The organism is Candidatus Protofrankia datiscae, assembly GCF_000177615.2.
GTDB lineage: Bacteria > Actinomycetota > Actinomycetes > Frankiales > Frankiaceae > Protofrankia > Protofrankia coriariae.
Genome location: NC_015656.1, coordinates 415699 through 435776 on the forward strand (window position 1 = coordinate 415699; position 20078 = coordinate 435776).

Consider the following 20078-nt stretch of genomic DNA (forward strand, 5'->3'; position numbering starts at 1 on the left):
CCGAACGGCGCGTCCCGTGCCGGGAGAGGCTGTGATCCTGTCACGCGGTGCCGGACGGCCTCGCGGACGCGTCGTCCCGCGCGATGACGCCGATGTCCGCCTGGTCGGTGAAGAGCCCGTCGATGCCGGCTTTCAGGTACCTCACCTGCTCGTCGATCGCCCGGCCGAAGTCGTTGGGGCTGGTACCCCGCCGGTAGTCCGCCGGCAGGAAGCTGTTCTCCGCCCGGAAGGTGTACGGGTGCACCACCAGCCCCGCGGCGTGCGCGTCGGCGACCAGCGCGGTCGGTGCGCCCAGCGTGCCGTCCGCGGCCCACGGGATGACCTGTGTCTTCTCCGGTCCGATGCCGTTCGCGTAGCTCGAGATCTGCCGCAGCCCGGCCGGCGTCGACAGGTCCGCGTAGGTCCGCGGGTCACCGGCGTCGACCAGGTCGAACGGGGCGCCGCTGGCGCTGAGCAGCTGCACCGAAGCGGTGCGCAGACCGAGTTTGCGCAGCTGGGCCAGGTTCGTCGTCTCGAACGACTGCACGAACACCGGGGCGCCCTGGTTGTTCAGGCCATGCTTGCCCAGGGCGTCCACGAGCCGCTGCTCCAACGGCAGATCGGCCTTCTGGAAATACGTCGGATGCTTGGTCTCCGGGTAGACTCCGATTTCACGCCCGAGTTCGCGGGAAAGTCGCTGGCGCAGTTCCAGCACTTCGGCGAACGTCGGGATCTCGAACCGGCCGTCATATATCGTGTTCTCCTGCCGAACGGCTGGCAGCCGCTCCTTGGCGCGCAGCGTTTTCAGCTCGGCAAGTGTGAAGTCCTCCGTGAACCAGCCGGTGGTCGGTACACCGTCCAGTATCTTGGTCGCTCTGCGGGAGGCGAACTCCGGGTGGTCGGCGACGTTGGTGGTGCCGCCGATTTCCGGCTCGTGTCGGCAGACCAGGACGCCACACCTGCCGAGGCAGCCGAAGCCGTCGACAGGACGGTGGTGGTGGTGGCGAGCGGGGCCACAACAATACCCGCAATCACGGAGCGGCGGTCCACGTATCCTCCAGCGTAATAGCGGCGACCTTCGCCGACGGCATGCACCGCACAGCAAATCGACAGGAGAGAACGAGCACACAGATCACGCGTTACCTGCCGCCATCGGTCAGCCGTCGGATCGGTGAACCCGCTGACTGGAAAGCCCCCGGTTGGCGAGCTGGTGAAAAGCCGGACAGCAGCCGGCCGGCTTTCGTGGGCCGACAACTCCACCGGCGGCCATACACGCCCGATGGACGGACCAACAATGGGGCATCTCGAAGTGCCCCGTAGCGGGAGTGCGCGCACCCGGCGCCGGCACAGGCCGGACGGGCCCGCGGTGTTCGCCAGCTCCTTGATCAGGGAAGGTGGGTGGATACGTCAACGTCCCACCTGCCCACCTGCCCCGGCCGGCGGAGTACGTCGGGTTCTGACGATGCGTCCAAACTACTGGCCACTGATACGTCGATACCGGTAGCGTCGCGTGAAAGGTCACGATCTTGCCTGCTCTGTTGTTGACCCTGGCGATTCTGTCCGAGGTGACCGCGACGGTGAATCTGCGGCTGTCGGAAGGATTCACCAAGCCGTTTCCCTCGATCGTCGCGGTAGTGGGATACATTGTGGCTTTCGGCCTGCTGTCACAGATACTCAAAATGGGAATGAGTATCGGGGTGGCCTACGGGGTTTGGGCTGCCAGCGGTATTGCGCTGGTAGCGTTCATCGGAGCCATTTTTCTCGGTGACAAACTGTCCCTGGTGCAGGTGGGCGGTATTGTGCTGATGATCGGCGGAGTCCTCGCCATTGAGCTGGGAGCGACCACGCGCTAATGGCGTACCACGGTGCCGATCGTGCAGGGCTTGCCGGTCTCGTTCGTGGCGACGACGCGGATGACGCCGAGAGATCGTCCTGGATGCTCGATGTTCGCGGTCAGTTGGACGTTCGTCAGCGGCGGGATGTTGCGGACGTAGTGGACGTGGATGGAGACCGTGCGCGCCGGGCGCGGCAGGGTGAGCGCCGCGAGCCAGTCGGTGAGGCAGAGGGTCACACCGCCATGCAGGTTGCCGAGCGGGTTGGCCAGCCGCGGGAGTGCCGTCACATCCAGGTGCGGGGGCCGCACGGTCACAGCGTGGCCGAAAAGGCCGGCGAACGTGTCGGCGTCCAGCGGCTCGTCGGTCGTGACGGCCCCGTTGGCGATCACGTCCTCCGGGGGTGACCGGTCGATCCAGCGGCCTCGCTCCTGGCAGTATGCGACGACGTCGCCCGACTCGGTGCGGACGCGGCCCCGCGCCAGGGCGCCTACCTCGTCCACGTGGACGACGCGGCCCTCGGCGTGGACCATCGTCCCGTCCAGGGGAAGATCTCGGACGATGTCGAGCGTGATCTCGGTACTGATCGACCACGTCCCGGTCACCGCGCCGATGGCGTAACCGGGAACGTCGTCGATCAGGACACCGAGCGCGCCGGCCGGTGTCACGGCGGGCCCGGGGCCCTGGTCCTGGCCCGGATCGTCCGTCGACAGCCAGGGCCCGAGCGGCATGGCGCTCGTCACGAGGCCGTCCGGGTGGAACTGAAACGGCTCCACGCGGAACAACCGCTCGGGAATGCCCAGCACGAATGGCATCGGTCGGTCGGACGAGAGTGGCGCCGCGTCGGGGCCGCCCATCATGGCACTCACAGGAACCTCGCGATGACTGGTCTCAGAGAGGCGTCGGAGTTCACAGAGGCGTTGGAGTGCTGCCGGCACGGCCGCGGTCCACCCGGTCGAAGAACTCCTGAGATCGCTTCATGACGGTGGGGTTGCCGCCGCACAGCGCATATCCCCACATCGCCTCCACCCGGAGCTGGTCGTGAAGCGGCTGGCCGATGATTTCCAGCACGGTCTCCTTGGCGGATTCGATGGCTGCCTGGTCGCAGCGCAGAATGCTGTCGACGACCTTCTCCACCTCGTCGACGAGCTCGTCGTGGGAGACGACAGCGTTGACCATGTTGGCGGTGTAGGCGCGCTGCGCGGTGACCGGATTCCCGGTGAGCAGGAGCTCCAGGGCGAATCCGACTCCGCAGCTGTTGACGAGGCGGACGATCCCGCCGTCGGCGGGATGCATGCCCCGGCGGACCTCGAAGGTTCCGAACTGGGCGCGGTCACTGGCGATCCGCAGGTCACATGCCATGACCAGCTCGACTCCGTGGCCGACGCACCAGCCGTTGACCGCGGCCACGATGGGTTTGGCGATCCGTGACAGCGGGCCGCGTGTGATGCCGCTGACCCCGTCCTCGAGGCGCTCCCGGCCGACCATCGGGCCGACGGTCTGCCACTCCGGAGCGTGGGTACGCAGGTCGGCGCCCGAGGTGAAGGCGTCGCCCGCGCCAGTGATAACGGCTACCCGGAGTGCTGGATCGTCCCGGAAGTCCGTCCATATCTCGTACAGGCGGTCGCTGGTCTCGATGTCGATCGCGTTCTTGACCTCTGGACGGTTGAGGGTGATCCAGGCGACCGGCCCCCGCTTCTCGTAGAGGACCTTGTCCAAGCGGCTCATCGGGCTCCTCGGAGAGTGCGCGGTAACGGTGCGCCGACAGAGATCAACATCGTGAGTCTTGTTGGGTCCGCGTCGCGGACGGTGATCGTTCGATCCTTGGGATGTAGCAGCATGCCGACCTCTTCCGACCCTGGAACTGAATATCCATTCTGTTCCCGGTTTGCAGTGTGGCCGCACAGCCCGCGACCCGCAAGAGGATCGAGAGGTGTCGATCAGGGGCGAAGTCGACAGCCGCGGGACGACAGCCGCGGGACGGCGGGCACGGTGCGCTGGGCGCATGCGCGGCGTACCGGGCGCATGCGCGGCGCGCTGGGTGCGGAAGCCTCAGGTCAGCGAGTGAGGGGGCTGTCCAGGACCTGCAGGGCGATCGCGGTGAGAGTATCCGCGAGGACTTCCGGCGGCAGAGAACTGTTGTAGACCAGCGAGGACTGGACCGCGCCGATGGTCGCGTGCACCAGGCACTCCGCGCTCACGGGATCGAGATCCGGCCGCAGGGAGAGGAGAAGATCCGTCCACGTTTCGACGTAGGCGCGCTGCTTGCCGCGGAGACGAACGAGATCCGCGTCCCGCAGATTGCGCTCCTCCTGGTAGTAGACACGCGCGAAGGCGCGTTGACGTACGACGAACTCCACCTGGAGCCGAGCGATCTCGATCAGTGCCTCGCGTGTCCGCCCCAGACGTTCGACAGCGCCGACCTGCTCGGCCCGCAGACGATCCAGGCACTGATCGAACAACTCGACCAGCAGATCCTGCTTGCTGGGGAAGTGCCAGTAGATCGCCGACGCGGCGATCCCGACCTCGGCGCCGATCTCGGCCATCGACACGCCGCCGTAGCCGCGCCGTGCCAGCAGTTCGGCGGTCGCGTCGATGATGGACTGGCGGCGGTTCGGATCGCGCTTCCGGACGCCCGCCACGGCCGTGCCGCCCCCACGCCGCCCGGCATCCTGCGCTGCGTCCACCACGTCAGGAACCATACGGTCCCCGGCCACATCCGAGGAAACGGTGCGGGTAAAGCGGCTCCGGGCGATCCTGGGCGGTCAGGGACCTGTTCGCCAGCGGCCAACGGCCGAAGATCGAATACCATGCGGTCGTGAGCGCGCACGGTGACACCGCCGACCCTGACGGGCGGCTGGTGTCGCGTGTGTCGACGCTCCCAGCGCGGGGAAGGCGGAGGCCGCTACCGCTACCGCCGCCAGCTTGTCGACGGTCGTGGATATTGTCACGGCGCATCTGCCCGGTGTCTGTTCCGGCGCCGACGGTCGTCGCTCCTGACCTGGGCTGCCTCGCCTATCCGAAACTCCCGGGCGTGCCGCTAGCCGATCTTGGGCCGCCTGCGGACGCGGCGCGGGTGGCGGCCATCGCCGCGTCGCTCGGGTATCTGCTGGCTTCGCTGCACGCCGTCCCACCGGAACGGGTCGCCGGCCTGGTCGAGCCGGACGACCAGCCGACCAGCGGATGGCGACAGGACGCGGTCGAGCTCTACGCGCAGGTCACCGACGCCGTTCCGGCGCGTCACCGGTGACCGATCGAGATCTTCTTGGAGGCCCCACCGCCCGCCGACAGGGCGGAGCTCGTGTTCTCGCACAACGACCTCGGGATCGAGCACGTCCTTGTCGATCCCGGCACCGGCTCGGTCACCGGCGTGATCGACTGGAGCGAAGCCGCGCTCACCGACCCCGCCTACGACCTCGGTCTGCTCTGCCGTGACCTCGGCGACGTGGCGCTGACGACCGCCGTCGGCAGACTCCGGCACGCCCACGACCAGGCGTTCTCGCTGCGAGAACGGGCTGTCTTCCACGCACGCTGCAGCGTCCTCGAGGACTTCGCCTACGGCCTGGAGACGGGGCGGCAAACCTACACCGACAGAGGCCTCGCCGCACTGAACCGACTTTTCCCGTCGTAGGACGCGCTTTACCCCTCCAGGGCTCGCTTCGTCATCGCCTGGAAGAGCGAACGGCGCGTCGGGCACCACCCGCTGGTAGACCTTCACGAAGGCGTCCGCCACCTTGGACGGAAGCTGGAACACGTGCCCGAACACCGCCAGCCGGATGGTCACCGCAGTCATCGCCAACGCCGTACGAGAGCCACAACCATAAACAGTCCATCGGCGGGTGGGATACCCGAAGCCTGCCGGGAGGCCGCCGGCTTGGCGGGGCCGCGGGGCGCCATGGTGATGGCCGGTGCCGCCTGCTACGAGCCGAGCTGTCATCCTCCAGATCAGGAGGCGAGGCCCGAGCGCCTTCAAGACCCCGCCACAGTCGCCGTATTTTTGTGTAGTGGATTTAGACGATGCGTTGCGTGCTTTGGCGACGCTGCAGAGGACTTCCAGTCGGGATACCCAGTGGCCGTACCAGCCTTTGACGTTGTTGTGGGCAGTCGAACGTGCCGCGGAAGGCGTGCGGTTGAGCCGATGGTCGCGGGCACGTGCGGGACTGGCCGCCGCCCTCGCGACGGACGGTACCGCGGGTCATCGACGGGTAACGCCGGAATATCCTGTCGTTGCGCTTCGGGACTCGCCGTTGTGGGAGATCCGCGCCAGCTCACCAGCGCCGCCGGGACACAGCCCGCAGCCACGCCGGTGGCTGGATCGGGAAGATCCCGAGTTCGGTCTCTCCGTGCCTGCCTTCGACCTCCTGCGGGATGACCGTCACCGTGAACAGTTCGTTACGGCGCTGCGCGGTCTCATCGAGCAGACCACCGGTGCTGACGGCACGGCTGGCATCTTCTGGGAGATCCAGCCGGGAGTTGTCGCGGTACGCCGTGACATCCACGCTCGATATGGCGGTCGACGGCAAGGCGGCATCGGCCCGTCCCGCTCTACCCCTAATATTCTGATCTTCACCGACCCTGTGCGTGGCAGGACGCACGGCTATTTCGACGGGTGGGGAGATGACGGCTGCTTCCACTACACAGGGGAAGGGCAAGTCGGTGATCAGCAGATGCTTCAAGGTAACCTAGCCATCCTGCGCCACCAGGAAGATGGACGCGCACTTCGCCTTTTCCGCGCCGTACGAGACGGTGTCCAATACCTTGGGGTGTTCGCGATCGATCCCGATCGTCCGTGGTACACGAGCGAAGCCCCGGAAACCGGCGGCGGGCCGCTTCGCACGGTCATCATATTCCGACTCCGCCCCCAGGGGCCGATGCAGTCGTTCGAGGCACCTCTCCCATCAACCCCCACCACGACCAGCCGTATTATCTCCGTACCAGTAGAGGCATCGAATATCGAACAGTACAGTCTGACCAGCTCGAGGGAGCTGACCACTGCAGTCCGGCGAGAAGCCGCCCTTGTCCGCTCATACACTGAGCACCTTCGATCTCTTGGCCACGAGATATGTCGAAAGCAGATCGTGCCCCCCAATGAGCTACGCCCACTCTTCACTGATCTCTACGACGTGACAGCCAGTGAGCTCATTGAAGCCAAAGGTACCGTCACCCGTGAGACCATCCGCATGGGCATCGGTCAACTCCTCGACTATCGCCGTTTCATCGATCCGTCTCCACGTCTGGTTCTCCTCGTTCCCTCAAGACCGCGTCCAGATTTGCTGCACCTGTGCGCCACCGTGGGCGTCACGGCCGTGTGGAAGGCCGGCGATGACTGGCGGCGAACATGACGGTCTTTCCCGGACCGCGTTTTCATGGCCGCGTAGCGACCACCCTTCCGCGCGGGCTTGTTCGACCAGGCATCTCGCCTGACCAGCGATGGGTGGGGCAGCGGAGCTTATCGTGAGGTTGCTGGTTCGGCGGCGGGCAAGGGATGGCGTGGGGACAGGGCGAAGGCCTGGGCGAGAAGGGCCTGGGAGTGTTGGCGGTCGGCGGGGTTGGCGATGAGGTCCTGGATCATCAGCTCGTCGGCGCCGCTTTCCCTTGAGCATCTGCTCCAGCGTGTCGCGGACGTCGTTGGGGCCGCCGGCTATGAAGCGGGGCCATCGGCTGTCCACGATGGTGGTGGGTTCTTTTTCTGGGCGTCTGTCAGTTCCCAGGCAGCCTCGTCGGCGGACGGCAGCGTCGCGGCGGCGCCGACGCGTCCCAGCCGGGCGTAGAAGCCCTTGGCTGAATTGACCAGGTGTCGGCCTTCGGCAGGCGTGTCACCCACGGTTACGTTGACGGCGAGAATGGCGCGTGGGGAGTCCAGTCCGAAACGATGTCAGGCTGGTGACATCGCGCGGCGCTCCGGTTATGACCTGCCGCAGGCGTCCTGGTCGCTGTTGGAATATCTCGACGCCCGCGGCGCGCTGCGGGTGTCTGACATCGCGGCCTGCCACGGCGTCGACATCTCCTCGATCACGCCCCGTCTCAAGAAGCTGGAACGCGCCGGCCTCATCGCGCGCGGAAGAGTGGCCACCGACGCGCGGGCCTTCCTCATCAGCATTACTCCGGAGGGTGTGCAGGCGCTGGAGAGCGTCCATGCGGCCCGCCGGGAGATTCTCGGGCGCGTCGTCGGCGGCACCGATCCGGCGCGGCTCGCGGTCACCGCCGATGTCCTCTCCTGTGTCGCGCTCCGTCTGGCGGACGAGCCCGCACCGGTCACGGCGGACTGATCGGCGGCCGGCCGTTTCACCGCGCCGGAAGTCACGAAGCTGAAGAGCTCCCGCGCCGCCGGCTCGGAGCGGGAGCACGGCTCGGAGGAGGCCCCGCCGTGGGCGGGCGATCCTGCCGTTGAGTGACACCGCCGTTGGGCGGCCCTGCCGGAGGGGTTCGTGAGGCTGGGCGCGTGGACGGGCGAACATGCTTGCCTGAAGCAACTATTTGGTCAAACCATTGAAAACATCGATCTTATGCCACTAAAATCCGGCCATGCTTGCGGCTGGCGTGAGCCATCTGTCGTTTGAGATTTCGGTCCGGCCCGTGCGACCGAAATGAATGTGCGTTCAGGTATCCACGACGAAGCGGAGGTTCTGATGGTCGGTGTGGAGACAGACACGGCTACGCCCACGGTCTACGACCGCTACGACACCGAGTCGATCAAGAAGTTCCGGGAGAACGGTTGGTGGCAGGATAGCTCGGCCGCCGCCTTACTCGACCGGTGGGCGGACACGACACCGACTCGCCGGTTCGTCTCCGACGGCACCACCGAACTCGACTACGCCACGGTCCGTGAGCGTGCCCATGGTCTTGCCGCCACGCTCGCGCACCGCGGCGTCCGGCCCGGCGACCGGGTAGCGGTCCAACTGCCGAACTGGGCCGAGTTCGTGATCTCCTACCTCGCGCTCGCGCGGCTCGGCGCGGTCACAGTACCGATCATGGCAGTGTACCGGCACGCGGAGATCGCCCATGTCCTGCGCAACTCCGGCGCGGTCGCCGCGATCACCACCGGGACCTTCCGCGGCTTCGACCACGCGGCGATGTTCCGCGCGCTACAGGTCGAGGCCCCGGCCCTCAGGACCCTCGTGATCGCCCGTGGTGAGGCGGCCCCGGGCGAGCTCACGTTCGCCGAGGCCACCGCCACCGTACCCGGCCCGGACGAGCTGGGCCCGCACTCGGACCCGGACACCCCGCACGTCATCGTCTACACCTCGGGCACCGAGTCCACGGCGAAGGGCTGCGTGCACACCTGGAACACCCTGGACTTCTCCGGCCGTGGCCTGGCCCACAACGTCTTCCAGCTCACCGCCGAGGACGTCATGTTCATGCCGTCGCCGGTCGCGCACGCCACCGGGCTGGTCGTCGGCGTGCTGGTCCCGCTGGCCGTCGGCGCCGAGACGCATCTGCTCGACGTCTGGGAGCCGAACGAGGGCCTGCGCCGCATCGAGAAGTACCGCACCACCGCCACCGCGACCGCGACCCCGTTCGTCCGGATGGCACTGGACGCGGCGCCGGAGGCGAAGCGGGACCTGTCGTCGATGCGGTTCTGGCTCTGCGCCGGCGCGCCGATCCCTGAGACGCTGGCCCTGGAGTTCGAGCGGACCTTCACCAACGGTGTGCTGATGCCGCTCTACGGCTGCAGCGAGCTGATGGCGGCGACCTGCTGCCACCCCGGCGACCCGATCGAGCGCCGCGCCGGCTCGGACGGTTCCCCCGCGCTCGACGGCATCCGGATCAGGCTCGTCGGCCCTGACGGCGAGGTCGGGCCTGGTGAGGAGGGTGAGATCACCTATTCGGGCCCGGGCGCGATCCTCGGCTACTGGCGTGAGCCCGAGCGGACCGCGGCGACGATCGACAGCGGGGGCTGGCACCACACCGGGGACCTCGGCCGATTCGACGCCGACGGCTACCTGCGGGTGACCGGGCGGCTCAAGGACATCATCATCCGCGGTGGTACCAACATCAGCGCCGCCGAGATCGAGGGATACATCCTCGCGCATCCAGATGTCTCCCAGGTCGCCGTCGTCGCCTACCCGGACGAGCGCCTCGGCGAGAAGGCGTGCGCCATCGTCGTCCCGGTCAAGGGAGCGGCACCCACGCTGAAGGACATCACGGACTTCCTGCGCCTCGAACGCCGGATCGTCACGCAGAAGCTGCCCGAACGGCTCGTCCTGGTCGACGAGCTCCCGATGACCGCCACCGGCAAGGTCCAGAAGTTCCGGCTTCGCGAGCTGGCCCGGGGCGAGTCCTGAACCGTCCTGAACCATGAAGCTCGCCCTTTCCGACCACCAGCGGGAGGTGCCGGCGTCACGCCTGCTCGGAGCGGAGAGCCAGGGTCTGGCTCAGGTCACGCAGGGCTTCGGCTACCGCCGTGCCCTGCCTGGCCTACCCTGGCCTGCCCTGTCTGCCCCCGCTCTGTCCGGCGGTCGCGCGGCAGCCACTCGACGAGATCTGCGGTCCTGCACGCGGACCCGGGCGAGTATGGGCATACCGCTGGAGTACGGCGTAGCGCTGTGGGAACACCAGGGTGTGTCGTTCCCGCAGGCCGAGGCTGAAACCCAGCCGGTCGGGCTCCGGTCGCTGTGCCCGCGGACGCCGTAGCCGACGGATCGCGGCCCGCCGCACACCGCGGATGCCGCGACACGCAAGTGAGAAGACGATCATTTTCGACGGAAGGTGGGACGATGAGCGGGTCGATCACGCTGCGGATCGCTGACGGGATTGGCCACCTCACGCTCACCCAGCCGGACCGGGGCAACCCGTTCGACCTGGCGTTCTGCACCGAAATGAGTCGTGCTGCCACCGAGTGCGACGAGAATGACAAGGTCCGTGCGGTGCTGATCGACGCGCAGGGCCCCTACTTCACGGTCGGCGCGGACCTGAAGACCATGACACGCGACCGCGAGGCCCTGCCCCGCTTCATCAAGGACGCCACGGTCGGCCTGCACTCGGCGATCTCCCGGTTCGCCCGGATGCGGGCCCCGGTCGTCGTCGCCGTACACGCGCTGGCGGTCGGTGGCGGCGTCGCGCTCTCCGCCGCCGCCGACTTCTGCCTGGCCGCCCGCGGCGCACGGTTCTACGCCGCCTACACCGGGATCGGACTGCTCTGCGACGGGGGTGGTTCCACGTTCCTCCCCCGGCGGATCGGCGTCCGCCGCAGCGCCGAGTTCCTCATGCGCAACCAGACCTGGAGCGCCGAGGAAGCCCTTGGACACGGACTGGTGAGCGAGGTCGTCGACGACGAGGAGCTGGAGAAGGCGGCGTGGTCGCTCGCCACCGAGCTGGCCGCGGGCCCCACCGTGTCGTTCGGTGAGATCAAGAACCTGCTGCTCTCGACGTGGGAGCAGCCCATCGAGGCGCAGATGGAGCTCGAGGCCCGCGCGATGGCCCGCGTCTGCCACAGCGATGACGCCTGGACCGGCGTCACCGAGGTCGCGGCCCACCGCAAGCCGATATTCCAGGGGCGGTAGGACGCCGGTGCCGTCACGGCAGACGGCGTCCCGTTCTGTCGGGAACGCGGTCCGGTCAGTACGCGGTGGATCTGTTCAGTTTCTCGAGAATTTCCGTGCAGTAGCCGCGGGCGTTCTGTCGCATGCGTACGCTGACGGCGCCCGTGGGGCTGGTGGCCAGTGGCCGGTGGACCCTGTCCAGCACGGCGAACTTCGGCCGCCACGCATTTGGGTCCGCCGGCCCGAGAACGGGCTGGAAAAGCCCCCAGTAAAGCTCAATGAAGAACCAGACGTCCAGCGGTGTGGCGAAGTCGAGCAGGTCGGCGCTGGCCAGCAGACCGAGGGAGTGGGCCTCCCTGTCCCGCGCCTGCCGCAGCCGGGTCAGGACAGGGGTGCTCGACGGCTTGTCCCACTCCACCGCCGCGTCCCACGGGTCGCCGAACAGCGTGCGGAAGGTGGTGTCGACATGGTCTCTGAGGCTGACGTCCGCACGTGACCAGAGCGCTGAGGCGTCGGTCGTCCTGGCCCGCTGCCGAAGATAGTCGGAGAAGTGCGCCGAAAAGGCGCGGTAGCCGCCTTCGAACGGTACCAGTATTCCGATGTCGGCAAGCTGGAGGAGGTCGGGGACGTTCGCTGTCAGCTGCGGCCCGAAAAGAATCTCCAACAGCAGGTCGAGCCGGCCGTCCTCGGCGAGGAGATCACACAGGCCGTCATAGTAGCCGAGAATGAAACGGGACATTCCCCGGGTGATCCTGGACCAGTCGACCCGACCGGTCCGGGCAGCCATGAAACACGCGTCCGACAGGGCTTTGGTCGACAGCCACGGATGGCCACCGGTGAGTTCGCGCAGCGCCGTCAGGGCATCGGGCACGTCGATCGCGACGCCCCGTTCGACGGCCCGCCCGACGAGCTCCGTCAGCTCGTCGTCGTCGAAACAGCGGACCGGGACATCCTCGAAGAGGCCGGGGAGGTTCGAGCCGACCTTGCCGGCCTGGTCGACGATCTGCCGCAGCTCCCGTCTGGACGTGGTGACCCAGATGACCCGCACATCCGGCTCGTTCGCCAGCGCCCGGAGCACTTCGAAGGCATATCCCGGCCGGCCGAAGACGGTCCGGGCGCTGTCGAACTCGTCGAGGATCACGACCACCCGCCAGCCGTGCCGCTTCACCAGGCGCAGCGCCTTCTTGGCGTCCATGTAGAACTCGTCCCACTCCCGAGCCGGATCGCCGGCCTGTCGCACCGCGGTGTTCAGGGAGTCGCGTAGTTCGCTGTCGTACAGCCCGCCGACGTTGTTCAGCTCGTCGCGTACACCATCCAGCACCCTGTGGACGAGGTTGGTCAGTCCCGTGCAGTCCGCGAGGGTGATCCACAGGGGGGCCACCCTGGGCGCGGCACGCCGGGCCGCGGGCGTCATGAGCGTTTCCTGGGCGAGGGAGGACTTTCCTGTCCGCGGCGGGCCGACCAGCGCCGCCGAGTCCCCCTCGGCCGAGCGCACGACGCGTTGCAGCAGGCGGGCCCGTTCGTCGTGGCGGCCGACGAACTGCTCGCCGGAGACCGGGTTGCCGTAGTCGTACGGGTCGATCCAGCCGTCCGTGGCTGTGGGCGGGGGCGGGGGCGGGGCAGAGCCGGCCGCTACTGGCCCGGTCACAGCCGACTCGCGTAGTTGACCTGCAGCCAACGCGCGAAAAGCCCCACCCGTATCCGCCAGCGGTCGGGCGAAAGCGGTTCGATGACATCACGGAGCTGAAGGTCCTCGAGTATGGGGCGGACGTCCCAGCCCAGCGCGCCGGCCTCCGGGGTGGCCGGGTCAAGATACCGGTCCGCGCCGAAACTGCGGCTGCACGCGACCAGCGTGCCGATCACCTGTTCCGGCGGGATGGCCGACAGCCGGACGTCGCCGGGATTCAGCAGGTTGTCGAAGTCACTGGTGTCGTGCAGCGACGCGACCAGGTCCTCCAGAACGGCCTCCACATCGGCCGGCCCCACGTACATGCGGCTGCCCCGGTTGAGGTAGTCGACCAGCCGCTGGCAGAACTTCTGGATGTAGAAGGGATTACCGGCCGTCAGATCGAAGATCATGTCCACCGAGTTGCCGAGATAACGGGTCGGGCCCTGCCGGCCGCCGATCCGGATCGGATCCTCGACGAGTTTCCCCGCGTCCTCCCGGGACAGGTAGTTCACCCGCTCGGACCGGCTGACCTGGAACTCGTTCGAATAGTTCCGCATGAATTCCTGGGTGAGGTCCTGGCCGATGACGAGCGCGCCGAAGTTGCCTCGTTCGAGCAGACCCTTCCAGGCTTTCATGAACGTGTCCGGAAGGTGTCCTTTCCGGATTTCCTCGTAGATGTTCGTGAACTCGTCGATGAGCAGGACGAAGCGCACGTCCGCGAGGTCGTCAAAGCGTGTGAGCCAGCGCTGGACCAGTTTCATGAAATCGATCAGGGAGCCCTGCGGAAGCTCCCTGATGTCGGCCAGCCGTGGCTCCGGGACGTCGAGCTGAATATTGCGTTCGGCGGCTAGTGTCCTGAGTCGTTGATTCGTGTGCAGATAGAATGGGCTGGTGCCTGGCCCGAGCGCGGATCCCATCGAGTTGTCGTCTGCTGAGCGTGCGGTGCTGGAGGGCTGGGCCCGACGGCGGAAGACCGCGCAGGCGCTGGCGTTGCGCTCGCGGATCGTGCTGGCCTGCGCGGACGGTGGGACGAACTCGGGGGTCGCGGCCGAGCTCGGGATCACCCGGGGAACGGTCGCGAAATGGCGGGAGCGGTTCGCGGTCGACCGGCTGGAGGGCCTGTCAGACGAGGCACGTCCGGGAGCGCCTCGGAAGGTCACCGACGCCCAGGTCGAGGCGGTGATCGCGAGGACGTTGGAGGAGAAGCCACCGAACGGCGATACCCATTGGACATCGCGGTCGATGGCGAGGGCCAGTGGGCTGTCGCAGTCGACGGTGTCACGGATGTGGCGGGCGTTCGGGTTGAAGCCGCATCTGGTCGAGACGTGGAAGCTGTCCACCGACCCGCTGTTCGTGGACAATGTCCGTGACGTGGTCGGGGTCTACCTCGACCCGCCGGAGAAGGCGATCGTGCTCTGCGTCGACGAAAAGTCGCAGGTGCAAGCTTTGGATCGCACGGCACCGGTGCTGCCCCTGATGCCGGGTACCCCGCAGCGGATGACCCACGACTACGTCCGCCATGGCACGACCAGCCTGTTCGCCGCGCTCGACCCGACGTCCGGGTCGGTGATCGCGCAGACCTTCCGGCGGCACCGTCACCAGGAGTTCCTGCGCTTCCTCAAGCTGATCGACTCCTCGGTCCCGAAGGGCTACGACCTGCACCTGGTCCTGGACAACTACGCCACCCACAAGACCCCGGCGGTGAAGAACTGGCTGCTGCGCCACCCCCGCTTCCACCTGCACTTCACCCCGACCTCGGCGTCGTGGATGAACCTGGTCGAGCGCTGGTTCGCGGAGCTGACCACCCGCAAGCTGCGCCGATCGACGCACCGCTCGGTCGTCGAACTCGAAGCCGACATCCGCCGATGGATCAACGCCTGGAACAAGGACCCGAAGCCGTTCGTCTGGGCCAAGACCGCCGACGAGATCCTCGAGACCCTCGCCGCCTACTGCCAGCGAATCAACGACTCAGGACAGTAGGCGGCCGACCGCATCGTACACGGTGCGGGCCACCCGGTAGAAGAAGCTGGCGAAGACGTGATCGCCGGCGCCGAGGTCGACGATGACGTCGTTGATGCTGAACGGCACCGGGACGATGGGCAGGGCCAGACGCTGCTCGAGATGGTTCGAGATGCTGGTCTTGCCGGTCCGTTTCTGCCCGTAGATCACAATGCTCTTGGTGCCGGTGTGCTGGATCGCCTCGGCCAGTTCGGTGATGAGGCTGTCCCGGCCGAAGAGCATGTCGGGATTCTTCACCGGCGCCCCGGCGCTGTACGGGTTGGCGAATCCCTCGAAGTCGTCCTTCGAGTAGAGCTGAAGCCCGTGCAGGGTCTCGTCGGAGACGACCTCGTGACCGGTACGGGTCACAAAGGACACCCGGGTACGCAGGGTGACCACGTGTTCGGACCGCGCGGCCGGCGCGACGACTATCGGAATGGTCAGCGACACTGATTCGCCCGCGCCGAGCGCCTCCGTGACGGAGAAGTGCCGCTGTTGCGCGGTGTACGCGTCCGGGCTGGGCAGCAGTTCCAGCCGCACCCGGCTCGCCGGGCTGTGACCGGGCCGGTTCGTCACCGCGAGCTGCACGCTGATCGCGCCGTCGTCCCGCAGGGACACGTTGTCGACGATGAGCTGGGTGTCGAGCTCGTTCGGTTCCGCCGCGATCTCCACCTCGGTGAAGTGAGCGTGTACGGCGTCCCGCAACCGGAGGAAGTACGGGCGCAGGCCGCCGATCGTCAGCTGGGTCCGGTTCTCCTCGGCCAGCTGGACGAGCTGCCGGCAGCTGTCGTCGATTTTTTTGGCGAGACGTTCCTGTTCGAGATACTTCTGTTGCGAGGTGTACTCGCGCACGATGTTCAGCAGGTCCGCCGCGTCACGCAGCAGCCGGTTCTCGAGCGCGGTCGGGTTACTCTGCTGGATGCGGTCCAGGGTGCTCTTCTGCTCGCTGAGCGTGCTCAGGTCACCGGCCTGCGCGTGGAGAAAGTGGAAGTTCTGGTCGGTCTCCTCGGAGCGCCGTTTCAGTACGTCGATCGCCGCCTGCCAGGCATTGACGAGGTCCTCCTCGTCGCGCCCGGTCTGCGGGACCTCGATGCCGATGTCCTCGCGCAGCCCGTCGAGAACCTGCGTACGTAACGTCTTCGTGTAGGCGGCGGCGTTGACGACCATCTTCTGCAGATCGACGCTTCTCGCCGTCACCGGCAGCAGCGACACCAGCAGCTGCCGCCTGGACGTGCGGAGCGCGGATTCGAGCGCCTCCCGCAGCGGTGCCGGGTCGAGCACATCACCCTGGCTGCTCGCGTAGAACGTCATCAGGAACTGGCGCAGCTTCACCCCGAGCAGGTCGGCCTCCCATTTCGGGCTGACCGTCAACGCCTCCTGATAATAGGTACGGATAGCCTCGAAGGGCTTGTGGTCCGCGGCCATGGCGTCGCCCATCGCCGCGCTGTAGAACCGCAGGTTGTTCCGGATCCGTGAGGAGTCGTCGGAGCCGATGTCGATAAGAATCCGGGCCGCCGAAAGATTGGCGCCGGCCCGGGCGTGGGCGCGGGCGTCCTTGGCCCGCCAGCGGGCGAAGTTCTCGATGCGGTTGACGTCGCGCAGCTCGAACTGTTTCGTCGACTTCTTCGCGGCGTCCACCAAATCGTACTCGCACCGGTCGAGGTCGAAACTGAGCACCGGGCTGAAGCTGTCGTCCCGTACGTCGGCGAAACGGGCCTTGACCATGGCGTCGACCTCGCTGTACACGCCGGTCTTGCGCGCCTGGACCAGCGTGTCGAGCAGGTGTTTGGCCGAGGCGTCGTCCGGAGCGATCTTCAGGCTCCGCTCGAGTGTCGTCTCGGCCTCGTCGTACCGGCGGTCCCGGGCGTAGACGGTGGCCAGCCGGTTGAGCAGGGGCGGGTGGTTCTGCCTCGGCGTACGGCCGAGCATGGCGGTCAGCCGTTCGACGGCCTGCTCGATGTTGCCCGAATGCGCGGCGATGTCCGCCACGATGTTGTCGAACTGCGTGCGGTTGGCGACCTCGTGCCGGGACTCGTAGTCACGCAGCACGATCAGCGCCTCATCGGAACGGCGAAGCTGGTGCAGCAGGGAGGCGAGGTTCTTGGCGGCACTCTCCGCACGGTTGTCGGCGTCGATCGCCTGGCGGTAGAAACGTTCCGCGGCCGTGTAGTCACGGTGCAGCAGCTTGGCGCGTTCGGCGAGCGCGAACGGGGTGTTACCGACCGGCACCGCCGAGCGTCGGCTCTCCGCTACCCACTCCTCCTCGAGCCGTTTCGCGGTGACGTTGCCCGGGTCGAGGTCGATTGCCCGCCGGATCAGGTTGATCGCCTGGCCGTGCTGCCCGTTCCGGGCGAGCTCGCTGGCCTGCTCCTGCAGGCGTCTGGCGTCCCGGACGTTCTGCGGCACCGCGACCGGCGCCTTCCGCTGCGCCCACCCGGATGCCGCGCTGGCGCGGCGCCGGCCGGCCCCGCGCGGGACGAGCACCGGCTGCGCGGCCTCGGCCGGGATGCCGGCGAGCGCTTCCGCGGCGGCGCGGTCGCGCTCGGCGGGAACCGCGGCGACGGCCATGCGACGTTGCAGGTCCGGCTCCACCGGGATGGACGCCTCGACGACGACGTAGCCCACTCCGTTCGCGAGCGAGCCGTCCGTGCCCCGCCCCGCTTCGACCACGGTGTCGACGACATGACGGAGCAGACCGAAGGCCTTGCCGCTGACGACGAGTTTCAGCAGCACCAGCCATGCCTGTGGATCGTCGGCCGGTGGTGTGTGCGTGAGATACGCGGCCAGTGAATGCCGGGCGGCGGCCTTGTCACCGGTCAGCAGATGATAGGCGGCGAGGTCGCACAGGGCCGGCTCATATCCGAGTTCGACCGCTTCCGCGAATGCCTCGCCGCACCCCGCGACATCTTCCCGCTCATACCGCAGAGCACCGAGCAGCGCATGCCCTTCGGCCAGGTAGGGATGGTCGACGAGGAGGCTGCGGATACCGGCGACGCAGTCGTCCACACGTTCGTACAGGTTGTTTCTCGTGGCGTAGTCGTAACGGCTGCGGGCCTGGTCCCAGCGCTTTCGCACATGGTTCACCAGAACGGTTTCGAGGTCGTAGTAGAGCTTCAGGTCCGGCAGCAACTGGAAGTCCGGGGCGGCGGGAACGAGCTGCGCGTCCTGCACGTCCGGCGCGAGCTTGGTGTGCCGCTCCCGCAGTACCTCGAGATGAGCCACGGGGAGATGGGCCACGGGCAGCTCGATGCCCGGCGGTCCGACGCGCGGCGGCTCGGCGGTGGGTACCAGCCCCAGCGGCGCCGTAGCGGCGGACGGCCCCTTCGGCGCTGTGCCCGGTGGGGCCGTTACCCCGGACGCCGGCGGTTCCGCCGGTACCGTCGGGCCCGGTGCCGTCACCGACGGTGCGGCGGGCGCGGTCGGTGACGGAAGCAGAGTGGGTAGCGACGCCGGAGGCGGTGGGCCAGGCGTCAACGCGGCCGGACGAGCCCCAGCGGGTGCCTGTGTTACCGGTGCCGCGCCATTGGCCGTGCTCTCGGAACTCCCAGTGGAGCAGCCCGGCGTGTAGTCGATCTTCTCGATCGTCTCGGCCAGGATGAGCGATTCACGCTGGTCGACCATGAGAACGAGACAGTCGTCGTCCTCGACGGCGAGAAGCTCACCGGTTTCGGTTTCACCGCTGCGCAGTTTGACCGTGAGTACCGTTCCGAGCGGTACCCGCCGCCGAATGATCGAAAGCTTCACAGCTACCCCCCGGACATCATGTCAGTCGTCCGGGGGACGCATCTCGGCGCCCCCGACGCCATAGCTGTGCCGATGCGTAGGCGGGCCGAGTGTAGCATCGGTCTACGGCCCGGTGACCGGCCGATAGAGGCCTGGGACGGGCGCAGCCCTTCGGCGGACGGAGGGGTCGAGGAAGGGGCGGCGGGGACTTTGCCTTACCACATCCGTGTCCGCCTTGGGCCCGGCCCCGGTGACGAGATAACGCAACTCGACCTCGACGACCGGGAACTTGAGGAACGTGTCCTGGCGCCCTACCGGGCAGGCCGTCCGATCTTCCTGGCCGGCCGAAGTATTTCCCCGGAAACGATCGGCAAGCTCCGTATCAACCGCACGGATCTACCAGCGAAAAAACTGCTCTCGCTGGTACACGCCGACCCCGTCCGCAGACCCGACGCGGGAACAGCGGCGGAGGACGTCGTGGCACGGTGGGGGCGGGACGTGACCGATGAAATGATCGCCCAGCCGGCGGCGGTCGCAACCATCCCTGCGGTCGCGACCGCCGCGACCGTCGCAATCCCGGCCGGTGCCGGTGGGCCGGATGTGCGGAACGTCCCGGATCCGCGAAACGTCTTTGTCGTGCACGGCCGCGACACCGGGGCGCGGGATGCGATGTTCGCCTTTCTCCGGGCGGTGGGCCTGCGTCCGATCGAATGGAACGAAGCCGTGCGGGCGACGGGCCACCCGACTCCGTATATTGGCGAGATCCTCACCACGGCATTCGCGTCGGCGCAGGCGATCGTGGTGCTGCTGACCCCCGATGACGACGCCCGCCTCGCCCCGGCATTCTGGCGCCCGGACGATCCTCCCCATGAAAGGGCGTACACCGGGCAGCCGCGCGCGAACGTCCTGTTCGAGGCCGGCATGGCAATGGCTGTGGACGCGCGGCGCACCGTCCTCGTCGAAGTGGGGAGGGTACGGCCGTTCAGCGACATCGCCGGCCGGCTCGTCCTGCACTTGAACAACAGCGGCCAGCGCCGCCAGGAGTTGGCTCAGCGGCTGGCCGCGGCCGGCTGCCCGATCGATCTCGGTGGTATCGACTGGCATTCCGCCGGGAATTTCGAGGCAACCGTCGCGCACGGGCCGTCGGCCGCGGGCACCGTCCCCGTGACCTGAACTCCGGTGACCCGGACCGGACGCGGAACATCAGCCGCGGGCGGGCCGGTGAAAAAGCCGTACGGCCGCGATTGCTCGACCGCGTTCTCTCCCGGTGGTGGTTCAGAACGCCGGACCGGTGGTACCGGCGATGGCCCATGATCGCATTGGTATAGTCCGCATACTGACGTTTCGCCCGGCTCCACTGGCGGTTTCGCTCAGTCAGGAATGCCGTTTGTACGG

14 protein-coding genes and 1 pseudogene are annotated in these 20078 nt (G+C 67.6%); 8 read left to right on the plus strand and 7 right to left on the minus strand.

The window, feature by feature from the left end; translation table 11 throughout:
• Positions 1-40 precede the first annotated feature (40 nt).
• Positions 41-1108: a glycerophosphodiester phosphodiesterase family protein gene (locus tag FSYMDG_RS01755; RefSeq protein ID WP_013871919.1), complete on the minus strand. Its 1068-nt coding sequence runs from the start codon at positions 1106-1108 to the stop codon at positions 41-43.
• A 397-nt stretch (positions 1109-1505) separates the two neighbouring features.
• Here FSYMDG_RS01755 and FSYMDG_RS01760 point away from each other — a divergent pair, with 397 nt between their 5' ends.
• On the plus strand, positions 1506-1832 hold the full coding sequence (locus FSYMDG_RS01760) for a DMT family transporter (RefSeq protein WP_013871920.1): 327 nt from the start codon (positions 1506-1508) through the stop codon (positions 1830-1832).
• Here FSYMDG_RS01760 and FSYMDG_RS01765 read toward each other — a convergent pair.
• The 3 genes from FSYMDG_RS01765 to FSYMDG_RS01775 all read right to left on the minus strand — a co-directional run bounded on the left by FSYMDG_RS01765 (position 1829) and on the right by FSYMDG_RS01775 (position 4501).
• Entirely contained in the window at positions 1829-2617 is a 789-nt protein-coding gene (locus FSYMDG_RS01765; RefSeq protein ID WP_165001595.1) for a PaaI family thioesterase, read from the minus strand. The two genes, FSYMDG_RS01760 and FSYMDG_RS01765, sit on opposite strands and share 4 nt — an antisense overlap.
• Positions 2618-2720: 103 nt before the next feature.
• Complete coding sequence (locus FSYMDG_RS01770; RefSeq protein WP_013871922.1) at positions 2721-3539, minus strand: enoyl-CoA hydratase/isomerase family protein; 819 nt, start codon at positions 3537-3539, stop codon at positions 2721-2723.
• A 329-nt stretch (positions 3540-3868) separates the two neighbouring features.
• Positions 3869-4501 (minus strand): TetR/AcrR family transcriptional regulator, encoded by a 633-nt coding sequence (locus tag FSYMDG_RS01775; RefSeq protein WP_202797657.1) that lies wholly within the window; start codon positions 4499-4501, stop codon positions 3869-3871.
• 179 nt (positions 4502-4680) lie between these two features.
• Between FSYMDG_RS01775 and FSYMDG_RS29475 the strand changes: the two are divergent.
• From FSYMDG_RS29475 to FSYMDG_RS01800, 5 genes and pseudogenes are all read left to right on the plus strand, one after another.
• Positions 4681-5442, plus strand: a pseudogene (locus tag FSYMDG_RS29475) (phosphotransferase family protein).
• Between the two features lie 712 nt (positions 5443-6154).
• Positions 6155-7153, plus strand: coding sequence for a hypothetical protein (locus FSYMDG_RS22510; protein WP_237702941.1), 999 nt, complete (start codon positions 6155-6157; stop codon positions 7151-7153).
• Between the two features lie 489 nt (positions 7154-7642).
• Positions 7643-8080, plus strand: coding sequence for a MarR family winged helix-turn-helix transcriptional regulator (locus FSYMDG_RS01790; RefSeq protein WP_237702942.1), 438 nt, complete (start codon positions 7643-7645; stop codon positions 8078-8080).
• A gap of 360 nt (positions 8081-8440) precedes the next feature.
• The gene (locus tag FSYMDG_RS01795) at positions 8441-10096 is read left to right on the plus strand and encodes an AMP-binding protein (RefSeq protein ID WP_013871925.1); all 1656 of its coding nucleotides are present in this window, start codon (positions 8441-8443) and stop codon (positions 10094-10096) included.
• A gap of 432 nt (positions 10097-10528) precedes the next feature.
• On the plus strand, positions 10529-11314 hold the full coding sequence (locus tag FSYMDG_RS01800) for an enoyl-CoA hydratase/isomerase family protein (protein ID WP_013871926.1): 786 nt from the start codon (positions 10529-10531) through the stop codon (positions 11312-11314).
• A 55-nt stretch (positions 11315-11369) separates the two neighbouring features.
• Here the strand turns inward: FSYMDG_RS01800 and FSYMDG_RS01805 are convergent, their stop codons facing one another.
• Together FSYMDG_RS01805 and FSYMDG_RS01810 are read right to left on the minus strand one after the other, a co-directional pair.
• Positions 11370-12941 carry an ATP-binding protein gene (locus tag FSYMDG_RS01805; protein WP_013871927.1) on the minus strand — a complete coding sequence of 524 codons (1572 nt, stop codon included), beginning with the start codon at positions 12939-12941 and terminating at the stop codon, positions 11370-11372.
• The gene (locus FSYMDG_RS01810) at positions 12938-13879 is read right to left on the minus strand and encodes a hypothetical protein (protein WP_043602759.1); all 942 of its coding nucleotides are present in this window, start codon (positions 13877-13879) and stop codon (positions 12938-12940) included. The genes FSYMDG_RS01805 and FSYMDG_RS01810 overlap by 4 nt, the downstream gene beginning before the upstream one ends.
• Between FSYMDG_RS01810 and FSYMDG_RS01815 the strand changes: the two genes are divergently transcribed.
• Entirely contained in the window at positions 13854-14942 is a 1089-nt protein-coding gene (locus FSYMDG_RS01815; protein WP_013871850.1) for an IS630 family transposase, read from the plus strand. The two genes, FSYMDG_RS01810 and FSYMDG_RS01815, sit on opposite strands and share 26 nt — an antisense overlap.
• On the opposite strand, the gene FSYMDG_RS01820 is transcribed toward FSYMDG_RS01815, so the two are convergent.
• Positions 14931-18704 carry a tetratricopeptide repeat protein gene (locus FSYMDG_RS01820; protein ID WP_043602762.1) on the minus strand — a complete coding sequence of 1258 codons (3774 nt, stop codon included), beginning with the start codon at positions 18702-18704 and terminating at the stop codon, positions 14931-14933. The two genes, FSYMDG_RS01815 and FSYMDG_RS01820, sit on opposite strands and share 12 nt — an antisense overlap.
• 18 nt (positions 18705-18722) lie before the next feature.
• Here FSYMDG_RS01820 and FSYMDG_RS22515 point away from each other — a divergent pair, with 18 nt between their 5' ends.
• Positions 18723-19856: a nucleotide-binding protein gene (locus tag FSYMDG_RS22515; RefSeq protein ID WP_013871928.1), complete on the plus strand. Its 1134-nt coding sequence runs from the start codon at positions 18723-18725 to the stop codon at positions 19854-19856.
• The last annotated feature ends 222 nt before the right edge of the window (positions 19857-20078 follow it).

Coding starts and splice junctions, on each gene's coding strand:
- FSYMDG_RS01800 (WP_013871926.1), top strand. CDS start 10,529: ATGAGCGGGTCGATCACGCTGCGGATCGCTGACGGGATTGGCCACCTC.
- FSYMDG_RS01795 (WP_013871925.1), top strand. CDS start 8,441: ATGGTCGGTGTGGAGACAGACACGGCTACGCCCACGGTCTACGACCGC.
- FSYMDG_RS22515 (WP_013871928.1), top strand. CDS start 18,723: ATGTCAGTCGTCCGGGGGACGCATCTCGGCGCCCCCGACGCCATAGCT.
- FSYMDG_RS01770 (WP_013871922.1), bottom strand. CDS start 3,539: ATGAGCCGCTTGGACAAGGTCCTCTACGAGAAGCGGGGGCCGGTCGCC.
- FSYMDG_RS01810 (WP_043602759.1), bottom strand. CDS start 13,879: ATGGGATCCGCGCTCGGGCCAGGCACCAGCCCATTCTATCTGCACACG.